Genomic DNA, 18,880 nt, shown 5'->3' on the forward strand with positions numbered 1-18,880 from the left:
TCCCCGGCGCTGAAATGGGAGGAATCGTGACCGACGTCGTCACCTGGCCCCAGGATCGGGCCTGCCCGTACGACCCGTCCCCCGGCTACCGGCCGCTGCGGGAGGACCGTCCGCTGTCGCAGATCCGGCTCTACGACGGACGGACCGCCTGGATCGTCACCGGCCATGCCCTGGGGCGGAAGCTGCTCAACGATCCGCGCATCTCCTCCGATCAGCAGCATCCCAACTTCCCGTTCCCCGCGCCCCGCTTCGCCGGTAGCCAGGAGTTCCGGACGCCGCTGCTGGGCGTCGACGGCGAGGACCACAAGATCCACCGGCGCGGGCTGATCCCGAGCTTCAGCTTCCGGCGGGTCTCGGCGATGCGTACCCACATCCAGGAGACCGTCGACGAGCTGATCGACGGCCTGCTGCGGCAGGGGCCGCCGGCCGATCTGGTGGAGGGCCTGGCCGTGGCGGTGTCCTCGCAGACCGTCTGCGCGCTGCTGGGCGTGCCGTACGAGGACAACCAGTTCTTCAAGGACCAGGTCTACAAGGTGCTGCGCAGCTCGACGAACGAGGAGGCCGAGACGGCCAGCATCGCGCTGCAGAAGTACCTCGGCGAGCTCTTCGACCGCAAGGAGGCCGAGGGCTCCACCGGCGACCTGCTCAGCGACCTGCTCGAGGACCAGCGCAGGCAGCAGACCGTCGAACGCCACGAGCTCATCGGCATCGTCGTCCTGCTGCTGCTGGCGGGCTACGACACCACGGCGAGCATGATCTCGCTCAGCACGTACACATTGCTGCAGCACCCCCGGCAGCTCGAGGAGCTGCGGGCCGACCCGTCGCTGATGCCGACCGCGGTCGAGGAGCTGCTGCGGTTCCAGTCCGTCGCGGAGGGCGTGCTGCGCGTCGCCACGGCGGACATCAAGGCCGGCTCGGACGTCATCAAGGCCGGCGACGGCGTCGTCTTCTCCAACTCCCTGATGAACCGCGACGAGGCCGTCTACGCGCGGCCGGACGAGCTCGACTGGAGCCGCTCGGCCCGCCACCACTTCGCCTTCGGCCACGGGATCCACCAGTGCGTGGGGCAGAACCTGGCCCGGGCCGAGATCGAGCTGACGCTCTCGACGCTGTTCCGGCGCATCCCGGACGTGCGGCTCGCGGTGCCGGCCGACGAGGTGCCGATGCCGCCCGGCACGACGGTGCAGGGCCCGACCGAGCTGCTGGTGACGTGGGGCGGGGCGGGTGACTGAGATGCGCATTCTCATCGACCGTGACTCCTGCATGAGTGCCGGCCAGTGCGTGATGACCGCGCCGGGCGTGTTCGAGGAGGACGACGAGGGGCTCAGCACGGTCGCGCCCGGCCACGAGCGCGACGGCCACGATCCCCTCGTCCGCGAGGCGGCTACCGCCTGCCCGGTGCAGGCCATCACTATCTCGGACGACCAGCAGGAGGACCGATGACCCCGACCGACACCCGCTCGCTGTACCTCGACCTGTTCGAGAAGGTGGTCACGAACGTCGTCTACCGCGACGCGCCCATCCCGAGCGCCTGGGTGCCCGGCACCGACTTCGACCCGGAGAAGCGCGAGAACGGCCTGGACTGGCCGAGCACGGCCCACACCATGGTGGGGCTCAAACGGATCCGCAACGTCCGGAGGGCCCTGGAGACGGTGCTCGCGGAGGGTGTGCCCGGGGACTTCATCGAGACCGGCGTGTGGCGCGGCGGGGTGTGCATCTTCGCCCGGGCGGTGCTCAAGGCGTACGGGGCCACGGACCGGCGCGTCTGGGTGGCGGACTCCTTCGAGGGGATCCCGGACACCGGCGCGGAGGGCCACGCGATGGACCGGGAGATGGCCCTGCACCGTGCGAACGACGTCCTCGGCGTGTCCCAGGACACCGTACGGCGCAACTTCGAGCGCTACGACCTGCTGGACGACCAGGTCCGCTTCCTGCCCGGCTGGTTCAAGGACACCCTGCCTGCGGCGCCGATCGGGCAGCTGGCGGTGATGCGCCTCGACGGAGACCTGTACGAGTCCACGATGGACGCCCTCGAAGCGCTGTACCCACGGCTGTCGCCCGGCGGCTACGTCGTCATCGACGACTTCTGCATCCCGGCCTGCCGGAAGGCCGTGGAGGAGTTCCGGGACGCCCACGGCATCCGCGACACGATGGAACCGATCGACGACTACAGCGTGTTCTGGCGCCGCGGCCGGTGATGCCGACAAGAGGCGGGGTGGTACGGGCCAGGCCCGTGCCACCCCGCCTGGCGTCTACGCCGTCAGTGCGGCGGCCTCCGCGGCGTACCGCAGGACGGCCAGCTGTCCGGCCAGGTCCGTCTGGTTGGCCGTGACCAGCACGCTGAGCAGCGTGACACCGGCTTCCGCGTACGCCCTCATGCCCTCCGCGATCCGTGGGAGCGGGCCGAGCAGCGCCGTACGGTCGATGAAGCCGGCCGGGACCGCGGCGGCCGCCCCGGCGTGGTCGCCGGCCCGCAGCCGCTCGTGGAAGGCCGCCATCTCGCGCTCGAAGCCCATCCCGGCGGCGAGACTGCCGTAGAAGTTGCCCGCGCCGCCGATTCCGAGCAGGTGCGCGTAGTGGCGGCGCAGTCCGTCGGCGGCGGCCTCGACCGTGTCCGCGACCGACACGGCAACGAAGGGAATGACCTCGAAGCCGTCCATCGTGCGCCCGGCGCGGCGCCGCCCCGCCTCGAGCTGCGCGACGGACGCGGCGACGAGTTGCGGGGTGGTGAAACCGCTGACCCAGCCGTCGGCGATCTCACCGGCAAGGCGCAGGCTCTGCGGCCCGGCCGCGCCCAGATAGACGGGTACGCCGGCGTTGAGCGGCTCGACGAGCAGCTGCAGCGGTGCCTCCTCGCGGCCGTGTGCCGGCAACGAGAAGTGCTTGCCCGAGTAGCGGACCGGTCCCCCGGCCAGAGCACGCCGGACGATGTCGACGTACTCGCGGGTGCGGCCGATCGGATGGTCGAACGGTACGCCGTACCAGCCGTCGGAGACGTGCGGGTTGGACACGCCGAGGCCCAGCCGGAACCGGCCGCCGCTGAGGGCGTCGAGGGTGGCGGCGGTCAGCGCCGCGGCACCCGGCGGGCGGGCCGGGATCTGCATCACGCCCGAGGCCAGGCCGATGCGCTCGGTACGACCGGCGACGAGACCGAGCACGCTCGGGGCGTCCGCGCGGTAGCCCTCGGAGGCCAGCGCGAGGTCGTATCCGAGCCGCTCGGCCTCGACCGCCAGATCCGCGGCTCCGTGCCGGGGCAGATTCACGCCGAGACGCATGCGTATCTCCTCTCGTGGAAGGTCAGCCCGCAAGGGCGGAAACCGGCGGCTGCACCTCGTGGCCCTCGCCGCGGAATTGCGCGACCCACCGGTGCACGGATTCGAGGTCCGCCGCAGCCGGGCCCGGTCGCACCGGAAGCAGGGCGCCGACCGCGCTGGTCCCCCGCTTCACCTCGGGATGGCGGCGGGCCACCGTGGCGAGGCTCTGGCCGGGCCCGACCTCCGTGACGAAGTACCGGCCGGAGCACAGCAGCTTGTCGAGCGTGGGCCAGAACCACACCGGCGCCACGGGCTGGGTGGCCCACATCAACCGGTCCTCGACCGCGGCGCCGGCCACCTCCCCCGTCGTGAACGCGGACCACATCGGAATCCGCGGCGGGTGCAGCGCGATGGCGCCGAGCGGACCGGGGTCCGAGAACAGGGGCAGCAGGGCGGGGCTGTGGAACGCGCTCGTCGCGGCGACCGGAAGCACCGTGAAGCCGCCGGCCCGGAGGTCCCGCGAGACCTCGTCGATCGGCTCGCGGAAGCCCGCCAGCACGGTCTGCCGCGGGGCGTTGACGGCGCCGACCGCCACGGCGGGATGCCGGCTGAGCACCGTACGGATCTCCGGCTCGGTCGCGGCGACCGTGACCATGCCGCCCGCCGGCGTGGCGGCCAGCCGCTCGACCCGGTCCCGCATCACCGCGACCGCGTCGGGCAGCTCGAAGATGCCCGCGAGGGTCGCGGCCACCAGCTCGCCGACGCTGTGCCCGAGCAGGGCGGCCGGCCGGACGCCCCAGCTCAGCACCATCCGCCCCAGGGCGTAGCCGATCGTGAACAGCAGCGGCTGGGCCCGGGTGACGTGATGCAGCTCCGGTCCCGGGTCCACGGCGAGCCACATGTCGCGCAGCCGCCCGTCGTCGGCGAAAAGCTCGAGGACCCGGTCGGCGGTGGCGCTGAACACCGGGTCGGCGCCGTACAGGCCGGCGGCCATCCGGGCGTGCTGGGCCCCCTGACCCGGGAAGAGCAGGACCGGCTCGCGGCGTAGGGACATGTCTCGAGCTTCGTGACGGCTGTTCGACTTTGGCTAGAGCACCGCTCTACCGGGCTTGGACGGGCCGGCGCCAGGCTCGGCGGCCATGAGATGGGACGATGTCTATCTGCGTGCCTGCACCACCTGGTTGCCGCCGGTCGTGCCGGCCGAGGCGGCGGTGGCCCGCGGGGACGTCAACGCGGCCGCGGTCCGGCGTATGCAGGTCACCGGCGTCACCGTCGCCGCGGAGGCCGCGCCCGAGATGGCCGTCCGCGCCGCCCGCCAGGCGATCGAGCGCAGCGGGTGCTCCGCCGGCGACATCGGCCTGGTCCTGCACTCGTCCGCGTACTACCAGGGGCACGACCTGTGGGCGCCGGCCTCGTACGTGCAGCGGATGGCGGTCGGCAACCGGTGTCCCGCCGTCGACGTCGGACAGACCTCCAACGGCGGCATGCTCGCGCTCGAGCTGGCGTGCGCGTACCTCGTGGCCCGGGCGGACCGCGCCGCCCTGCTGACCACCGCGGACCGGTTCTGCCCGCCGGGAATCGACCGGTGGCGCTCCGACCCGGGCACGGTGCTGGGTGACGGCGCGAGCGCGGTGGTGCTCGGACGCGGCCACGGCTTCGCCCGCCTCGTCTCCCTCGTTACCGTCGCGGAGCCCGAGCTCGAGGAGATGCACCGCGGTGCCGACGCGGCCGGGCCGGCGCCGCTGACCACCCGCAGCCCCGTCGACGTCGAGGCGACCACGCAGGCGTATCTGCGTACCGCGGCGGGCAAGCGTCTGGTCACCACGATGGCCGCGCGGCAGGCCGAGTCGCTGGAGGCGGCGCTCGTGGAGGCCGACGCCAAGCTCGGCGACATCGACTGGTTCGTGCTCCCGCACTTCGGACGCCGCCGGATGGACGTCAACTACTTCCGGCGGCTGGGGATCGATCCGCAGCGGTCCACCTGGCCGTGGAGCCGGGGCATCGGCCACCTCGGGGCGGGCGACCAGTTCGCCGGCCTGGCCCACTTGCTCGGCAGCGGCCGGCTCCGGCCCGGTCAGCGCTGCCTGGTCCTCGGCGTGGGCGGCGGATTCACCTGGAGCAGCGCCGTCGTGGACGTGCTCGAGCCGGAGTGTAGCTGGGCGCCATCGCGAGTATAGGAAGCCGGCGCAGGCTCCGACGTGCGGTGCGTCCACTCCGGGCGCGACCGCAGGGAGGAGCCGCGACAATGACCATCGACGACCTTCGCAGGATCCTGACCGACTGCGCGGGCGAGGACGAGTCCGTCGACCTTCAGGGCGACATCATCGACGTCCCGTTCAGCGAGCTCGGATACGACTCGCTGGCGCTCATGGAGACCGCCAGCCGGATCAAGCAGGAGTTCGGCGTCGAGCTCACCGACGAGCAGATCGCGGACGCCGGCACGCCCCGCGCGCTCCTCGGCCTGGTCGCCGGTGCGGCATGACGGGCGTGGCGGGCCGGACCGACCCACGGAAGGATTGCGGTGGCTAGACGGACGGTGATCACCGGGATCGGGGTGGTGGCGCCCGGCGGCGGCACCACCAAGGATTTCTGGGATCTCATCACCTCGGGGCGCACGGCGACGAGGCGGATCACCGCCTTCGACCCCGGCGCCTTCCGGTCGCAGGTGGCGGCCGAGTGCGATTTCGATCCGGCGGCCGAGGGGCTCAGTCACCGCGACATCCGGCGGATGGACCGGGCGACCCAGTTCGCGGTCGTGTGCACACGGCAGTGCCTGGAACACAGCGGGCTGGTGCTCGACGACGTGGACCCTGCCCGCATGGCGGTCAGCATCGGCACGGCGGTCGGCGCGGCCACCAGCCTGGAGAACGAATACCTCGTCCTGTCCGACACCGGGCGGGAATGGGTGGTCGATCACCGGTACGCCTCCCCGCACCTGTTCAACCACTTCACCCCGACGACCATCGCCACCGAGGTCGCCTTGCAGGTCGGCGCCGAGGGACCGGTGAACGTCGTCTCGACCGGCTGCACCTCCGGGATGGACTCGGTCGGGTACGCCCACCAGCTCATCACCGAGGGCACCGCGGACATCGCCGTCGCCGGCGCCACCGAGGCGGCGATCAGCCCGCTGGCGGTGGCGTGCTTCGACGCGCTCAAGGCGACCACGCCCCGCAACGACGACCCGGCGACGGCGGCCCGGCCGTTCGACCGCACCCGCAACGGGTTCGTCATCGCGGAGGGCGCGGCGATGTTCGTCCTCGAGGAGTACGAGCACGCGAGGCGCCGCGGGGCGCCGATCATCGCGGAGATCACGGGATATGCCAACCGCTGCAACGCGTACCACATGACCGGGTTGCATCCCGAGGGCCGCGAGATGGCCGAGGCGATCGCCGCCGCCATGCGCGAGTCGCGGATCGGGCCGGACGACGTCGGCTACATCAACGCCCACGGCTCCGGGACCAAGCAGAACGACCGGCACGAGACGGGCGCCTTCAAGCGGGTGCTCGGCGCGCGCGCGTACGACGTGCCGGTCAGCTCGATCAAGTCCATGGTCGGGCACTCGCTCGGCGCGATCGGCTCGATCGAGATCGCCGCGTGCGCCCTCGCCATCGAGAACAGCGTGATCCCGCCGACGGCGAACCTGCACGAGAAGGACCCGGAGTGCGACCTGGACTACGTGCCGCTGGTGGCGCGGGACCAGGAGCTCGACACGGCCGTCACGGTGGGCAGCGGCTTCGGCGGCTTCCAGAGCGCGATGGTGCTCCGCAAATGGCAGGGGGCGAGGCGATGACCGCCGTCTTCACCGGGATCGGCGTCCTGGCGCCCAACGGGATGAGCACGGAGGAGTACTGGACCGCGACGCTGGAGGACCGCAGCGGCATCGCGCCGCTGGAGCGCTTCGACGCCTCGGGATACCCGGCGAGCCTCGCCGGCCAGATCAGCGGCTTCGAGGCCGGCAAGCACCTGTCCAGCCGGCTGCTGCCGCAGACCGACCGGGTCACGCAGCTCGCGCTGGTGGCCGCCGAACGCGCCCTGCAGGACGCCGAGGTGGATCCGGCGGCGCTGCCGACGTACGACATGGGCGTGGTCAGCTCCAACGCCACGGGCGGGTTCGAGTTCACCCACCGCGAGATCCGCAAGCTGTGGACGCGGGGACCCGAGCACGTCAGCGTCTACGAGTCGTTCGCCTGGTTCAACGCCGCCAACACCGGCCAGATCTCCATCCGGCACGGCATGCGCGGTCCCGGCAGCGTCGTCGTCGCCGAGCAGTCCGGGGGGCTGGACGCGGTCGCCCACGCCCGCCGTACGGTCCGGCAGGGCATCCCGCTGACCGTCACCGGCGGCATGGAGTCCTCGCTGGATCCCTGGGGCTTCGTGGCGCACCTGTCCAACGGCCGCATCAGCCACGTGGCCGACGCCCGGCGGGCGTACCTGCCGTTCGACTCGGCGGCCTGCGGGTACGTGCCGGGCGAAGGCGGGGCGTTCCTCGTCCTGGAGGACGCCACGGCGGCGTCCGCCCGCGGCGCGGCCCAGGTGTACGGCGAACTGGCCGGCTGGGCGTCGACCTTCGACCCGAGGCCGGACAGCGGCCGGCCGTCCAACCTGCGCCGGACCATCGAGCTCGCCCTGGCCGACGCCGGGGTGGCCGCCGGCGAGGTGGATGTCGTGTTCGCCGACGCCGCCGGCATCCCGGAGCTCGACCGCGGCGAGGCGGAGGCGATCGGTGCAGTGTTCGGGCCGGACGGCGTTGCCGTCACGGCCCCGAAGACACTCACCGGCCGGCTGTACGCGGGCGCCGGACCGCTCGACATCGTCTGCGCGCTGCTGTCCATCCGCGACGGTGTCATCCCGGCCACGGCGCACACGACAAATGTCCCGGACGACTACCGGCTGCGGCTGGTGACCGGTCAGCCGCAGGCGGCCGCCGTACGGACCGCCCTGGTGCTCGCCCGCGGCAAGGGCGGCCACAACGCGGCGGTGGTGATCCGGGGCCTGCCGGACTGAGGTTCCGCAAGCGAATGTCCCGCTCTCCGACGGAGGGCGGGACATTCGCACATCTGCGGTCAGGCGATGCTGAGGTTCATCCGGGCCGCCGCCACGACCCGCTCGAGGTCCGCGGCCAGGCGCTCGAACTCGCCCGGCGTCAACGCCTGCCCGGCGTCGCAGCGAGCGGTCTCCGGGGCGCCGTGCACGTCGATCATGATTCCGTCCGCCCCGGCGGCGGCAGCGGCGAGGGCCATCGGTGCGACCACGTACGCCTGACCCGCCGCATGGCTGGGGTCCACCACCACCGGCAGATGGGTGAGCCGCTTGACCACCGGCACCGCCGTCAGGTCGAGCGTGAACCGGCTGGTGGTCTCGAAGGTGCGGATGCCCCGTTCGCAGAGGATCACCTCGGGGTTTCCCGCGGCGAGGATGTGCTCGGCGGCGAGCAGCCACTCCTGGACGGTCGCGGCCATCCCGCGCTTGAGCAGCACCGGCCGGCCGCAGCGCCCGACCTCGGCGAGCAGCGGGAAGTTCTGCATGCTGCGGGTGCCGACCTGCAGGATGTCCGCGTACCGGGCCACCAGGGCCACGTCGGCCGGGCGCAGCACCTCGGTGACGATCGGCAGCCCGGTGCGGGCCCGCTCCTCGGCCATCATCAACAGGCCCGCCTCGCCGAGCCCCTGGAACGAGTACGGCGAGGTCCGCGGCTTGAAGGCACCGCCGCGCAGGACTCCCGCGCCGGCACGGGCCACCGCCGAAGCGACGACGGCGAGCTGGTCGCGGCTCTCCACCGCGCAGGGACCCGCGATGACGGTCAGCCCGCCGTCCCCGATCGCGGTCCCGCCGACCCGGACCACCGTCCGTTCGGCGGTGAAGTCCCGGTGCGCCAGGGGGAAAGGCGCGCCCGTCTCCACCACCCGCAGGACGCCCGGCAGGGCGGCCAGGGCGGCGCCGGGCACCGGCGTGGCCGGGGCGACGACCAGCGTGCGGCCGGGCCACGACACCACCACCGCCTCCTGACCGGGCGTGCCGGCCCGCCGGGCGACGGCGGCGACCATGTCCGGGAGCGCCGTGGCGCTGATCTCGACGATCATCGCCCTGCTCATTCGGTACTGCCCGCGGCGACGGCACCGGACTCCACCAGGGCGGCACCTTCGGCGCAGACCACGTGTTCCGAGACGCTGCGCAACTTCTCGCAGGTCTCCTCGTACTCGCGCACCGGGGACGACTGCTCGACGATGCCGGCGCCCGCCCGCAGCCAGGTGTCGCCGCCACGCTGGTAGATGCTGCGCAGAACGAGCGCCGCGTCCATGCTGCCGTCGGCGCCGGCGGTGAGCACCGCGCCGGCGTACAGGCCGCGTGGCTGCACCTCGTAGCGGCGGATCGCCTCGTAGGCGCCGGCCTTGGGGATGCCCGAGGCGGTGATCGAGGGGAACACGGTCGCCAGGGCGTCCCACGAGGTCCGGCCCGGGGCGAGGCTGCCGCCGACCATCGAGCCGAGATGCTGCACGCTGCCGCGATGCTTGATCGCCATGAAGTCCTGCACGGCGACGCTGCCCGGGCGGCACAACGCGCCGAGCTCGTCGACCGCCGCCTTGACGGAGGTCGCGTGCTCGTAGATCTCCTTCGGGTCGCGCAGCAGGTCGCTGCCCAACCGCTTGTCCACGTCGGGCTCGCCGGTGGCGGCGCGGGTGCCGGCAAGCGGCTGGGTGTGCACCTCGCCGGACGGGCTCACGGCGAGGACGATCTCCGGCGAGAAGCCGCCGGCGCGCAGGTCGCCGAGGTCGAACAGGAAGGACCGGGCCGGGTTGTTGCGCAACCGTCCGAGGACGTAGGTGCCCAGCAGGTCCACCCGGTGGTCGACCGGGACGACGCGGGACAGGATGACCTTCTGCAGCTTGCGGTTCCGGATGTCGCGGACGGCGGCGGCCACGGCACCCCGGTAGTGGTCCGGCTCGTCGGCGATGTCGACCGGGCGGACCCGGGCGGCCATGTCCTCGGCGTCGACGGCCGGAACGGTACCCAGCCAGGCCGGCAGGTCGTCCAGGCCCGAGCCGACGAGCACGCGGCCCGCGACGCCGTGCGGGCCGAAGGTGACCTCCGCCTGCGGAACGACGAGGTGCAGCAACGTCCCCGGCCCGGCCGCGACGGGATCCCCCGCGAGAAGGTACGCCAGCTCGAACGCCGCCCAGCCGTACGCCCGCCAGCCGGCCACCGGCAGCCCGCCGAGCAGCCGCTCCACCGTGCGCAGCCCGTCGCCCGACCACGGCTCCGTGCGCGTAGTGCCCGCCCGCCGCAGCGTCACGCCCGAGCGGTCGGCGACCAGTTCGGCCGCGACGCCCCCGGCGACGGTGAACCGGCCGTCGTTCTCGTACAGCATGTAGCGGTCGAACGCGCCGGAGCGGACCAGCCCGGCGGCCGCCATCAGCGGCCCGGCGGAGGAGTCCACCTCGAACGTCTCGTATTGCACCTGCTCGGGCAACTGTCCAGCCTCTCTCAGCGTTGACGATGGCCGCGGGCGGGACCGGCCGCGGCGAACCTTTCCCGCAGGCGTCGCTTGTCGACCTTGCCGACCGGAGTCAGGGGGATCTCGTCGAGGACCTCCAGCTGCTCCGGAATCTTGAATCCGGCGACGCCCTTGCCGGTGAAGACGGTGGCCACCTCGTCGAGCGTCAGCGTGGTGCCCGGACGCAGGACGACGCACAGGCACAGGCGCTCGCCGGTCGAGGCGTCGGGAACCGGGAACGCCGCGGCCGCGGTCACCTGCGGGATGAGCCGGGCCAGGTCCTCGATCTCCGCGGCGGCGATCTTCTCACCGGCCCGGTTGATCACCTCCTTGGTCCGCCCGCGCACCACGAGGTTGCCGCTGGAGTGGACCTGCACCACGTCGCCGGTGCGGTACCAGCCGTCGGCGGTGAAGCCCGCCAGGTTGTGCGCGCCGCCGCGGAAGTACCCGCGCGGCGTGCAGGGACCCCGGGTGAGCAGCTCCCCCTCGTCGGCCGGCTCACCGCCGGGGCCGACGATCCGGATCTCGTCGGCCGGGCTGACGGGCCGGCCCTGCGTGGCGGCGATGACGTCGGCCGGATCGTCCAGCCGGGTGCAGTTGAGCAACCCCTCCGCCATGCCGTAGACCTGCTGGACCGTGCAGCCGAAGGCGTCGGTCAGGCGGACGGCCACCTCGGCGGGGCAGCGGGCGCCGCCCACCTGCACGAGGCTCAGGCTCGACAGGTCGAAGCGAGCCGGGTCGTGGTGCGTCAGCCACCGCTGGGCCACGGCCGGCACCATCGCCACCGCCGTCACCCGGTGCCGTTCGATCGCCGCGAAGGCCGCTTCGGGTTCCGGCGTCGGCAGGATGACCACTGTGCCGCCGGCGGCCAGCGTGCCGAGGATCCCCGGGCAGCCCAGGGCGAAGTTGTGGCCGGCCGGGAGGACCACGAGGTAGACCGTGTGCTCGTCGAACCCGCACAGCTCACCCATGCGGCGGAAGTTGTACTCGTAGTCGTCGTGGGTCCGCGCGATCAGCTTCGGCAGCCCACCGGTCGTACCCCCGGACAGCAGAAGGAGCGCGACGTCGTCCGGGGCCGGCCGCTGCTCGGGCCCGGCGCCGCCGGGGTTCCGCGCCTGCGTGCGCAGGGCGACCGAATCCGGCATCGCCGGCTCACCGACCACGAGCACCCGGCACGCCCGGCCCCATCGGGACGCGACGCGGTGTGCCAGCGCTTCGTGGTCGAAGCCCCGGTAGTGGGCCGGCACCACGACGGCCGCGGGTTCCGAGACCTCGGCCAGGTGGGACAGCTCGTGCTCCCGGTAGGCCGGCAGGGCCATCACCGGGGCCACGCCCAGGCGCGCGCAGCCGAGCACGAGCGGCACGAACTCCCAGCAGTTGGGGACCTGGAGGATCACGTTGTCGCCGTCATGCAGGCCCAGCTCCGACAGGTGCGCCGCCACCGCCGAGCTCGCCTCGGCCAGCTCGGCGTACGTGTGGGACCGGCCGTCGGCGATCACCGCCACGTCGTCGCCGGCCCGGGCCGCCCAGCGGTCCGGAAGATCGCCGAGCACCTGGCGCCGCCAATAGCCGGCGCCGAGATATGCGGCGGCGTACGAGGCCGGCCACCGGGACTGTCCGTCGCGACGCATGAAAACCTCCAGAGTCGGCTGCATGCCAAGGCTGCCGACACGGGCTCGATTCCAGCTCGAGACCCCTGCGGCGCCGGTGTTATGGTCGGGCGGGGTGCTGAGGGTCGGGAGCGCATGAGCGAGTTCATCGAGGCGGAGATCTACGCGCAGCTCGCCCGGGTCGGAAAGGCGCTCGCCAGCCCCGTACGGCTCCGATTGCTCGATCTGCTCGAAGAGGGCGAGACCGACGTGGAGGGTCTCTCGCGGGCCGCCGGAGTGAGCCTGAAGAACACCTCTGCGCAGTTGCAGCAGCTGCGCGCCGCCAACCTGGTCGGTACCCGCCGGCAGGGCACCCGCATCTTCTACCGGCTGGCCGGGCCGGAGGTGTCCGCGCTGCTGGGCAGCCTGCAGTCCTGCGCCGAGGCCCGGCTGGCCGATCTGCGCAGCGCCATCGGCGACCTGCTCGGCGATCCCGATGAACTGCAGCCGATGACCGCCGCCGAACTGCGCAGCCGGCTCGACGATCCGGACGTCATCGTGGTGGACGTGCGATCCGCCGCCGAATACGCCCAGGGCCACGTTCCGGGTGCGATTTCCCTGCCCGCCGCGGAATTGAAGCAGAAGGTCGACGAAATCCCCCGGGACGTCGAGATCATCGCCTATTGCCAGGGGCCCTACTGCGTCCTTTCCCCGGACGTCGTCCGCTTTCTGCGCAGCAATGGACGGACCGCCCGCCCGCTCGACGGCGGAATGACCCGCTGGCTTCGCGAGGGCGGCGCGCGGAGCTGACTCAGGTGCCTGCGGGGGCCGGCACCGGCGCCGCGGGCGCCTGGGGGACGACCGCCGGGCGGGGCAGCCGTGATTCGAGCCGGACGAGCGACGCTGCCGAGACCGCCACCCCCGCCGTCAGCACCAGCCACATGGCGCTCGGGGACAGCGTCAGCAGCGAGGTCAGCACCGCGGGTGCCAGGGCGGTCGGCACGGCCCAGGACAGCTGGTAGACGGCCAGATGACGGCCGCGCGTGGCCTCCGGGGCGGCGTTGGCCACCAGGGCCGAGGCCGTCGCACCGTGCAGCAGCTCCCCGACGGTGAACAGCACCGTGGCCGCGAAGACGCCGACCAGCAGCGTCCGGCCCGAGGCGACGAGGCCGAGCGCCTCGAAGAGCAGGAAGGACAGGCAGAAGATCACACCGCCGAGCGCGGCCGCCCGGGTACGCCGGAACCCGACCAGGAACCGGCTGACGGGTATCTGCAGCGCGGCGATGCCCACGGTGTTCACCGCGTACAGGACTCCAACGAGCGAGTCGGCGGCGCCGAGGTCCTGGGTCACGTAGACCGGCAGGCTCACCGACAGCACCATGTATCCGAAGGCGACCGGGACGTTCAGCAGCGTAAGGGCCAGAAACGGCCGGTTGGCGAACACCAGGCGGTAGCCCCGTTTGGTCCGCGTCGTGCCATCGTGCACGGGCCGGGGACCCGGGATGGTCCGCATGACCGCGGCGGTGATCAGGAACGCGGCGCCGCTGCCGAGCACGATCGCCTGGTACGCGGCGGAGCTGCCCAGCCCCAGCGCAGCGCCGGCGAGCAGGCCGCCCGCACCCAGCCCGGCGTTGCGCAGGCTGCGCTGCGCGGCGATGAGACGGTCGCGGTCGGTGCCCTTGGCGATCTCGGCGATGAAGGACTGGATCGACGGCGGGAAGCTGCCGTCGCCGAGGGCCACGACGGCGACCACCAGGAACATCTGGACGGGCGAGTCGACCCACGGGTAGCACGCGAAGCCCGCGGCGCGGACGAGGTAGCCGCCGATCACCACGGCCCGGGCGCCGTAGCGGTCGACGAGGATGCCGGCGATCGGATTGCTGACCAGGGCGAGCAGCGCGGCGGCGCTCATGATCACACCGACCTGGGTGATCGGCAGCCCGGTGACGTGGTGGAAGTACAGCAGGGAGATCGGCAGGTACATGCCGCTGCCGGTGGCGTCGACGACCATGCCGGCCATGTAGCGGGCCCGGATCGACCGGGCGGTGCCGCCGCTCACCCGTGCGCCGCGATGTCGGTCTGCCGCTCGAAGCGCTCGCCCAGTTCGCGCAGCCGGCGCTCGCACTCGTCCCGCCGGGCGCCTGACGCCACCGCGGCCACCAGGAAGTCGGCCGAGCCTCCCGCTGTGGGAAGTTGCTGGCCCGGCACGGCGTACAGCCAGAAGCGCTCCACCCACTCCTCGGCCGGGACCGCGGGCAGCGAGCGCACCAGGCCGGGTCGTTTCATCATGAGCACCTGCCCCGCCATCCGGCCCGGCACCGGCCGGGGACCGCCGCCCACCGACTCGCGCAGGGCGGGGAGGGGCAGCCCGAGCTCGGCCCGGATCGTGTACTCCCCGAGGTTGAACCCGAACATCGCCTCCAGCACCTCGCGGACCTTGGCGCCCGCCGGGCGGGCGGCGATCTCGCAGACGACCAGGCGGTCGTCCGGCGTCTGGAAGACCTCGGCGTGGAACGCGTGGTTGCGCAGCTGCGACCCGGCGCGCAGCGCCTCGAGCGCCTCGTCGACGAGTTCGAGCAGCCGCTTGGTCAACGGGTCGTCGATGTCGAGCGCCACGTCCACCCGGCTGCCGGGGTCGGTGCCGAAGGAGGCGAGGTCGTACTGGTACTGCGACGGCCAGGCCATCACCGTACGACCGCCGGCGACGAGACCGTCCACGTGACACATGCGGCCGGGGACGTACGCCTCCAGCACCAGATCGGCACGGAACGCGCTCTGTACGTACGCGTGGAACTCCTCCTGGTCGCGCAGGATGCGCAGGCCGACGGCGTTGTAGCCCGAGCGGTTCTTGAACACCAGGGGGAAACCGTGCCGGCCGGCGAAGTCCAGCGCCTCGGCGGCGGTGGCGGGCACGGAGTAGAGCGCCGTCTCGATGCCCCCGGCCCGCAACCGCGCCTTCATGGCGACCTTGTCGCGAAAGGGCAGCACGTCCGGGGGGCGGGCGCCGGGCAGGCCGAGCCGCTCGCGCAGCTCCGCCGCCAGCTCGAGATCGGCCTCGTGCAGCGCGACGACGTGGTCGGCCTCGTAGCGGTTCGCGAGGCTCAACGCGCGTTCCCGCACCGCCGCGACGTCGTCGAAGGTGTCCAGCCACTCGAGATGCCGGTAGCCGAAGTTACCCTCCGGCACCTGCTCGCCGAAGGGCGCGAGGCGGTCCCGGGCGGCCAGCACGACGACGGCGCCGTCATAGTCGTGCAGCCACCGGCCGTACGGAAAGGGCTCGAGAGGATTGCGATGCAGGATGAGCACTGTCATACCGCAACTCCGAGGGGTTGCACGGCCGCGACCTGCGCCGGCCGGGTGACGCCGTCGGGGCCGGTGACCAGGACCCGGACGGTTTCGCGCAGCACCTCGGCCCCGCGCCGGATGGCGGCATCCGGGTCGGGCGCGTGCACCGCGACGAGGCCGAGGCGGTCCCAGTTGTCGTGCAGCTCCCGCACGGCGTCACCGGGATGGGCCGTCACGCGGACCTCCAGGACGTCCGGCAGCGCGGCGGCGGCCTCGACACCCTCGACGGACTCCACCCGACCGGGTTCGCTGATCAGGAAACGTGAGCTGCCCGCGCCGCGTGGCTGCGGCGCCTCCGGCAACTCCTCGACCAGCCCGAAGGGCCACGCCAGCGCGTACGTCGACAGGTCCAGCCCGTAGACGCCGCGGACGAGGTCCGGGATGGCGTCCCCGCCGATGCGGTTGTGGCTCTCGATGACGACCGGACCGTCCGGGCCGACCCGCAGCTCGGTGTGGCAGACGCCGTCGCGGATACCGATCGCGTCGAGGAACTGCACGACGTACTCGCTGATGTCGTCCCACTGCCGCCGCGGGATCCGGGCCGGCACGACGTGGCCGAGCTCGGCGAAGCCCGGTGCGACGAACTTCTCCGTGACGGCGACGATGACGTGCCGGCCGGCGAAGCTGAACGACTCGACGCTGAACTCCGGGCCGTCGACGTACTGCTCCATCAGGAAGTCGTCGATGAAGAACAGGGTCGAGCCGCGGTCGGTACGCCGGCCCTGCAGGTCGCGTACCTGGGCCCAGACCCGGTCCACGTCACCCGCCTCGCGGACCAGGAAGATGCCGAAGCTCGCGGTGCCGTCGACCGGTTTGACGATGAACGGGCCGTGCTCGGCGAGGAACGCCTCCAGCGACGCCCGGTCGGTCACCCGCTGCGCTTCGACCGTGCGTACGCCCCGCTCGCCGAGGTGGCGGCGCATCTCCCACTTGTCGCGGATGCGGTGGGCGACCGCCAAGCTCGTGCCGCCCAGCCCGAACATGTCGTTGACCCGCCCGGCCGGCTCCAGGCCGGGCTCGGTCAGCGACAGAGCCACCCGGAAGCCGGGATCGCGGGCGAGCTCGCGCACCACCGGCTCGGCCTGCTCCCAGTCGGTGTAGTCGACCACCCGCACGACATCCGCCAGCGTCTCCTGCTCGGCGGTGAGCTTGCTCGGGTGCTGGAGCAGGAGCACGGTGAGTCCCAGCTTCTTCGCCTTGCGCACAGTGTCGTCGGTCGCGCCGACGAGCAGAAGGTTGCCCTGCGGGTTCATCCATCAGTCCTTTCACCGGGCCAGACGCTGAGATACCGCTCGCCCGTGTCGGGCAGCACGGTGACGATCGTGCGGCCGGCGTTCTCGGCGCGGCGGGCCAGGCGCTGGGCGGCGTGCACCGCGGCGCCCGACGAGATGCCGGCCAGCACACCGACGTGGCGGGCCAGCCACCGGGCCGTACCGATCGCCTCGCCGTCCTCCACCGTCAGCACCTCGTCGATGAGGTCCCGGTCGGTGGTGTCGGCGATGAAGCCGCCGTTGAGTCCCGGGATGGCGTGGGTCCCGGGCTCGCCGCCGGACAGCAGCGGCGAGGTGGCCGGCTCGACGGCGACCGCGCGCACCTGCGGCTTCTGCTCCTTCAGGTACGCGGCGGCGCCGCAGAGCGTGCCGCCCGTGCCGATGCCGCACACGAGCACGTCGACCGCGCCACCGGTGTCGGCCCAGATCTCCGGCCCGGTGCTCTCGCGGTGCGCCCGGACGTTGTGCGGGTTCTCGTGCTGGCGGGGGAACCACGATCCCGGGGTCTCACGGTGCAACTGCTCGGCGCGGTCGATGGCGCCCTGATACCGCAGGTCACGCGACGTGAGCTCGACCTCGGCCCCGAGCGCGCGCAGCAGCGCGATGCGCTCCTGGGTGGCGCTGTCCGGCAGGACGATGACGCAGCGGTATCCGCGCGCGGCGGCCAGCGCGGCGAGGGCGATGCCGGTATTGCCGGAGGTCGCCTCGATCACCGTGCCGCGGCCGGGCACGAGAGCGCCCTCCGCCTCGGCGGCCCGCATCATCCACAAAGCCGCCCGGTCCTTGACGCTGGCCAGCGGGTTGGTGAACTCCAGCTTGGCCAGGACCTGGACGTCCGGTGCCGCACCGGGCACCGGCAGGCGCAGCAGCGGGGTACGGCCGATGAGGTCCTCGATGCCGTCGGCGATGCGGACTCCCGGCACCGGGAGCACCTGCGCGCTCACCAGGAACCCGCCGAGGCCGTGTGCCGCAGCAGTTCGACGGCCTGCCGGCGGCCGTCGTCGCGCACGGGGACGACGGCCGCCGGGGCCAGCGCGCGGGCGCGGGACGGCAGGTCGTCGATGATCAGCGCCTGGGCGCCCACGACGGCGTCGTCCCCGATGGTCACCGGGCCGAGCACCGTTGCGTTGGCGCCGAGGACGACGCGGTCGCCCACGACGGGATGACGCCGATCGCCGGGAGCCCTGGCGTTGTCGCGCCACCAGCCGATCGCCCCGAGGGTGACCTGGTGGTAGATCGTGACGTCGTTCCCGACGACCGCGGTCTCCCCGATCACCACGGCCGAGCCGTGATCGATGAAGACGCGCCGGCCCAGGACGGCACCCGGATGGATCTCCGTGCCGGTGAACGCCCGGACCAGCAGCATGAGCATGCGGGCGGCGAGCCGCCGGCCACGCCGGTGCAGCCGGTGGGCCAGCCGATGCGTCCAGACCGCCGGCAGGGCCGGATGCAGCACGGCCTCCCAGCGGTTCCGGACGGCAGGGTCCCTTGCGACGACGGCATCCAGGTCCTCGGCCAGGATCCGGCGCAGCGGCGCCCCGCTCGTCACGGCTGCCCCGCTCGGGTCGGCCGGCCGGGGTCGGGATGTGAGCGCCATCGTGACGAAATGCTAGTGAAGAAGAGCACGCTGTTGTACCCCTATCCTAAAGATTATTGGAATTAGGTCAGCCGGGCGGCGTCGGGCCGGGCGGCGATCACGTCCTGGTCGAAGTTGACCGCGCTGCACCACCGTCCGGGCCCCAGCCGGAGCCAGACGTCGCTGACGATCTCGCCCTCGACGACGTTGTCGCCCACGGTCCAGCCGTCGGCACGGTGGCCGGTCACCCCGTCGGGCCACAGCACCTCGACGATGTCGCTGCTCAGCGTGGGGCCGACGCGCACGTTGGCGTCACGCCAGATCGGTCCGGCGGAGAAGTGGTCCATGATGGA

19 protein-coding genes are annotated in these 18,880 nt (G+C 72.7%); 8 read left to right on the forward strand and 11 right to left on the reverse strand.

Annotated features, from left to right (window positions below):
- The first annotated feature begins 26 nt into the window (after positions 1 to 26).
- From AB0368_RS08240 to AB0368_RS08250, 3 genes are read left to right on the forward strand one after another with little or no spacing between them, the layout of a single operon-like run.
- Positions 27 to 1,232, forward strand: a complete 1,206-nt coding sequence (locus AB0368_RS08240) for a cytochrome P450 (RefSeq protein ID WP_366153106.1) — start codon at positions 27 to 29, stop codon at positions 1,230 to 1,232.
- A gap of 1 nt (position 1,233) precedes the next feature.
- The gene (locus tag AB0368_RS08245) at positions 1,234 to 1,443 is read left to right on the forward strand and encodes a ferredoxin (protein ID WP_366153107.1); all 210 of its coding nucleotides are present in this window, start codon (positions 1,234 to 1,236) and stop codon (positions 1,441 to 1,443) included.
- Complete coding sequence (locus tag AB0368_RS08250; protein WP_366153108.1) at positions 1,440 to 2,198, forward strand: TylF/MycF family methyltransferase; 759 nt, start codon at positions 1,440 to 1,442, stop codon at positions 2,196 to 2,198. Before AB0368_RS08245 ends, AB0368_RS08250 begins: the two co-directional genes overlap by 4 nt.
- A gap of 54 nt (positions 2,199 to 2,252) precedes the next feature.
- Here the strand turns inward: AB0368_RS08250 and AB0368_RS08255 are convergent, their stop codons facing one another.
- Together AB0368_RS08255 and AB0368_RS08260 are read right to left on the reverse strand one after the other, a co-directional pair.
- Entirely contained in the window at positions 2,253 to 3,275 is a 1,023-nt protein-coding gene (locus AB0368_RS08255; RefSeq protein WP_366153110.1) for an LLM class flavin-dependent oxidoreductase, read from the reverse strand.
- A gap of 22 nt (positions 3,276 to 3,297) precedes the next feature.
- On the reverse strand, positions 3,298 to 4,308 hold the full coding sequence (locus tag AB0368_RS08260) for an acyltransferase domain-containing protein (RefSeq protein WP_366153111.1): 1,011 nt from the start codon (positions 4,306 to 4,308) through the stop codon (positions 3,298 to 3,300).
- An 85-nt stretch (positions 4,309 to 4,393) separates the two neighbouring features.
- Here AB0368_RS08260 and AB0368_RS08265 point away from each other — a divergent pair, with 85 nt between their 5' ends.
- From AB0368_RS08265 to AB0368_RS08280, 4 genes are all read left to right on the forward strand, one after another.
- On the forward strand, positions 4,394 to 5,431 hold the full coding sequence (locus AB0368_RS08265; RefSeq protein WP_366153112.1) for a ketoacyl-ACP synthase III family protein: 1,038 nt from the start codon (positions 4,394 to 4,396) through the stop codon (positions 5,429 to 5,431).
- A 68-nt stretch (positions 5,432 to 5,499) separates the two neighbouring features.
- Entirely contained in the window at positions 5,500 to 5,736 is a 237-nt protein-coding gene (locus tag AB0368_RS08270; protein WP_366153113.1) for an acyl carrier protein, read from the forward strand.
- A 39-nt stretch (positions 5,737 to 5,775) separates the two neighbouring features.
- On the forward strand, positions 5,776 to 7,044 hold the full coding sequence (locus AB0368_RS08275; RefSeq protein WP_366153114.1) for a beta-ketoacyl-[acyl-carrier-protein] synthase family protein: 1,269 nt from the start codon (positions 5,776 to 5,778) through the stop codon (positions 7,042 to 7,044).
- Positions 7,041 to 8,258 carry a ketosynthase chain-length factor gene (locus tag AB0368_RS08280; RefSeq protein WP_366153350.1) on the forward strand — a complete coding sequence of 406 codons (1,218 nt, stop codon included), beginning with the start codon at positions 7,041 to 7,043 and terminating at the stop codon, positions 8,256 to 8,258. Before AB0368_RS08275 ends, AB0368_RS08280 begins: the two co-directional genes overlap by 4 nt.
- A 59-nt stretch (positions 8,259 to 8,317) precedes the next feature.
- Here AB0368_RS08280 and aroF read toward each other — a convergent pair whose 3' ends face one another.
- From aroF to AB0368_RS08295, 3 genes are read right to left on the reverse strand one after another with little or no spacing between them, the layout of a single operon-like run.
- A complete protein-coding gene (gene aroF, locus AB0368_RS08285) occupies positions 8,318 to 9,346 on the reverse strand; it encodes a 3-deoxy-7-phosphoheptulonate synthase (RefSeq protein ID WP_366153115.1) in 1,029 nt (342 codons plus the stop codon).
- Positions 9,343 to 10,722, reverse strand: a complete 1,380-nt coding sequence (locus tag AB0368_RS08290; RefSeq protein WP_366153116.1) for a salicylate synthase — start codon at positions 10,720 to 10,722, stop codon at positions 9,343 to 9,345. The genes aroF and AB0368_RS08290 overlap by 4 nt, the downstream gene beginning before the upstream one ends.
- A 14-nt stretch (positions 10,723 to 10,736) precedes the next feature.
- A complete protein-coding gene (locus tag AB0368_RS08295; protein ID WP_366153117.1) occupies positions 10,737 to 12,377 on the reverse strand; it encodes an AMP-binding protein in 1,641 nt (546 codons plus the stop codon).
- 114 nt (positions 12,378 to 12,491) lie between these two features.
- On the opposite strand from AB0368_RS08295, the gene AB0368_RS08300 reads away from it, so the two are divergent.
- Positions 12,492 to 13,145 (forward strand): metalloregulator ArsR/SmtB family transcription factor, encoded by a 654-nt coding sequence (locus AB0368_RS08300; protein WP_366153118.1) that lies wholly within the window; start codon positions 12,492 to 12,494, stop codon positions 13,143 to 13,145.
- A 1-nt stretch (position 13,146) separates the two neighbouring features.
- Here the strand turns inward: AB0368_RS08300 and AB0368_RS08305 are convergent, their stop codons facing one another.
- The 6 genes from AB0368_RS08305 to AB0368_RS08330 all read right to left on the reverse strand — a co-directional run bounded on the left by AB0368_RS08305 (position 13,147) and on the right by AB0368_RS08330 (position 18,874).
- Complete coding sequence (locus AB0368_RS08305) at positions 13,147 to 14,394, reverse strand: MFS transporter (RefSeq protein ID WP_366153119.1); 1,248 nt, start codon at positions 14,392 to 14,394, stop codon at positions 13,147 to 13,149.
- Positions 14,391 to 15,647, reverse strand: coding sequence for a hypothetical protein (locus AB0368_RS08310; protein WP_366153120.1), 1,257 nt, complete (start codon positions 15,645 to 15,647; stop codon positions 14,391 to 14,393). Before AB0368_RS08310 ends, AB0368_RS08305 begins: the two co-directional genes overlap by 4 nt.
- The gene (locus AB0368_RS08315) at positions 15,644 to 16,933 is read right to left on the reverse strand and encodes an ATP-grasp domain-containing protein (RefSeq protein WP_366153121.1); all 1,290 of its coding nucleotides are present in this window, start codon (positions 16,931 to 16,933) and stop codon (positions 15,644 to 15,646) included. Before AB0368_RS08315 ends, AB0368_RS08310 begins: the two co-directional genes overlap by 4 nt.
- Positions 16,930 to 17,895, reverse strand: a complete 966-nt coding sequence (gene cysK / locus AB0368_RS08320; protein ID WP_366153122.1) for a cysteine synthase A — start codon at positions 17,893 to 17,895, stop codon at positions 16,930 to 16,932. Before cysK ends, AB0368_RS08315 begins: the two co-directional genes overlap by 4 nt.
- Entirely contained in the window at positions 17,892 to 18,548 is a 657-nt protein-coding gene (epsC, locus tag AB0368_RS08325) for a serine O-acetyltransferase EpsC (protein ID WP_366153123.1), read from the reverse strand. The genes cysK and epsC overlap by 4 nt, the downstream gene beginning before the upstream one ends.
- A gap of 62 nt (positions 18,549 to 18,610) precedes the next feature.
- On the reverse strand, positions 18,611 to 18,874 hold the full coding sequence (locus AB0368_RS08330; RefSeq protein WP_366153124.1) for a hypothetical protein: 264 nt from the start codon (positions 18,872 to 18,874) through the stop codon (positions 18,611 to 18,613).
- Positions 18,875 to 18,880 lie beyond the last annotated feature (6 nt).

Source organism: Actinoplanes sp. NPDC051475 (assembly GCF_040689425.1).
GTDB lineage: Bacteria > Actinomycetota > Actinomycetes > Mycobacteriales > Micromonosporaceae > Actinoplanes.

What these genes read in the sequence shown, in the direction of transcription:
- AB0368_RS08315 (WP_366153121.1), bottom strand. Translation starts at nt 16,933, where the DNA reads ATGAACCCGCAGGGCAACCTTCTGCTCGTCGGCGCGACCGACGACACT.
- AB0368_RS08255 (WP_366153110.1), bottom strand. Translation starts at nt 3,275, where the DNA reads ATGCGTCTCGGCGTGAATCTGCCCCGGCACGGAGCCGCGGATCTGGCG.
- aroF (WP_366153115.1), bottom strand. Translation starts at nt 9,346, where the DNA reads ATGAGCAGGGCGATGATCGTCGAGATCAGCGCCACGGCGCTCCCGGAC.
- AB0368_RS08330 (WP_366153124.1), bottom strand. Translation starts at nt 18,874, where the DNA reads ATGGACCACTTCTCCGCCGGACCGATCTGGCGTGACGCCAACGTGCGC.
- AB0368_RS08265 (WP_366153112.1), top strand. Translation starts at nt 4,394, where the DNA reads ATGAGATGGGACGATGTCTATCTGCGTGCCTGCACCACCTGGTTGCCG.
- AB0368_RS08245 (WP_366153107.1), top strand. Translation starts at nt 1,234, where the DNA reads ATGCGCATTCTCATCGACCGTGACTCCTGCATGAGTGCCGGCCAGTGC.
- AB0368_RS08310 (WP_366153120.1), bottom strand. Translation starts at nt 15,647, where the DNA reads ATGACAGTGCTCATCCTGCATCGCAATCCTCTCGAGCCCTTTCCGTAC.
- AB0368_RS08295 (WP_366153117.1), bottom strand. Translation starts at nt 12,377, where the DNA reads ATGCGTCGCGACGGACAGTCCCGGTGGCCGGCCTCGTACGCCGCCGCA.
- AB0368_RS08250 (WP_366153108.1), top strand. Translation starts at nt 1,440, where the DNA reads ATGACCCCGACCGACACCCGCTCGCTGTACCTCGACCTGTTCGAGAAG.
- AB0368_RS08300 (WP_366153118.1), top strand. Translation starts at nt 12,492, where the DNA reads ATGAGCGAGTTCATCGAGGCGGAGATCTACGCGCAGCTCGCCCGGGTC.
- AB0368_RS08270 (WP_366153113.1), top strand. Translation starts at nt 5,500, where the DNA reads ATGACCATCGACGACCTTCGCAGGATCCTGACCGACTGCGCGGGCGAG.
- AB0368_RS08280 (WP_366153350.1), top strand. Translation starts at nt 7,041, where the DNA reads ATGACCGCCGTCTTCACCGGGATCGGCGTCCTGGCGCCCAACGGGATG.
- epsC (WP_366153123.1), bottom strand. Translation starts at nt 18,548, where the DNA reads ATGGCGCTCACATCCCGACCCCGGCCGGCCGACCCGAGCGGGGCAGCC.
- AB0368_RS08260 (WP_366153111.1), bottom strand. Translation starts at nt 4,308, where the DNA reads ATGTCCCTACGCCGCGAGCCGGTCCTGCTCTTCCCGGGTCAGGGGGCC.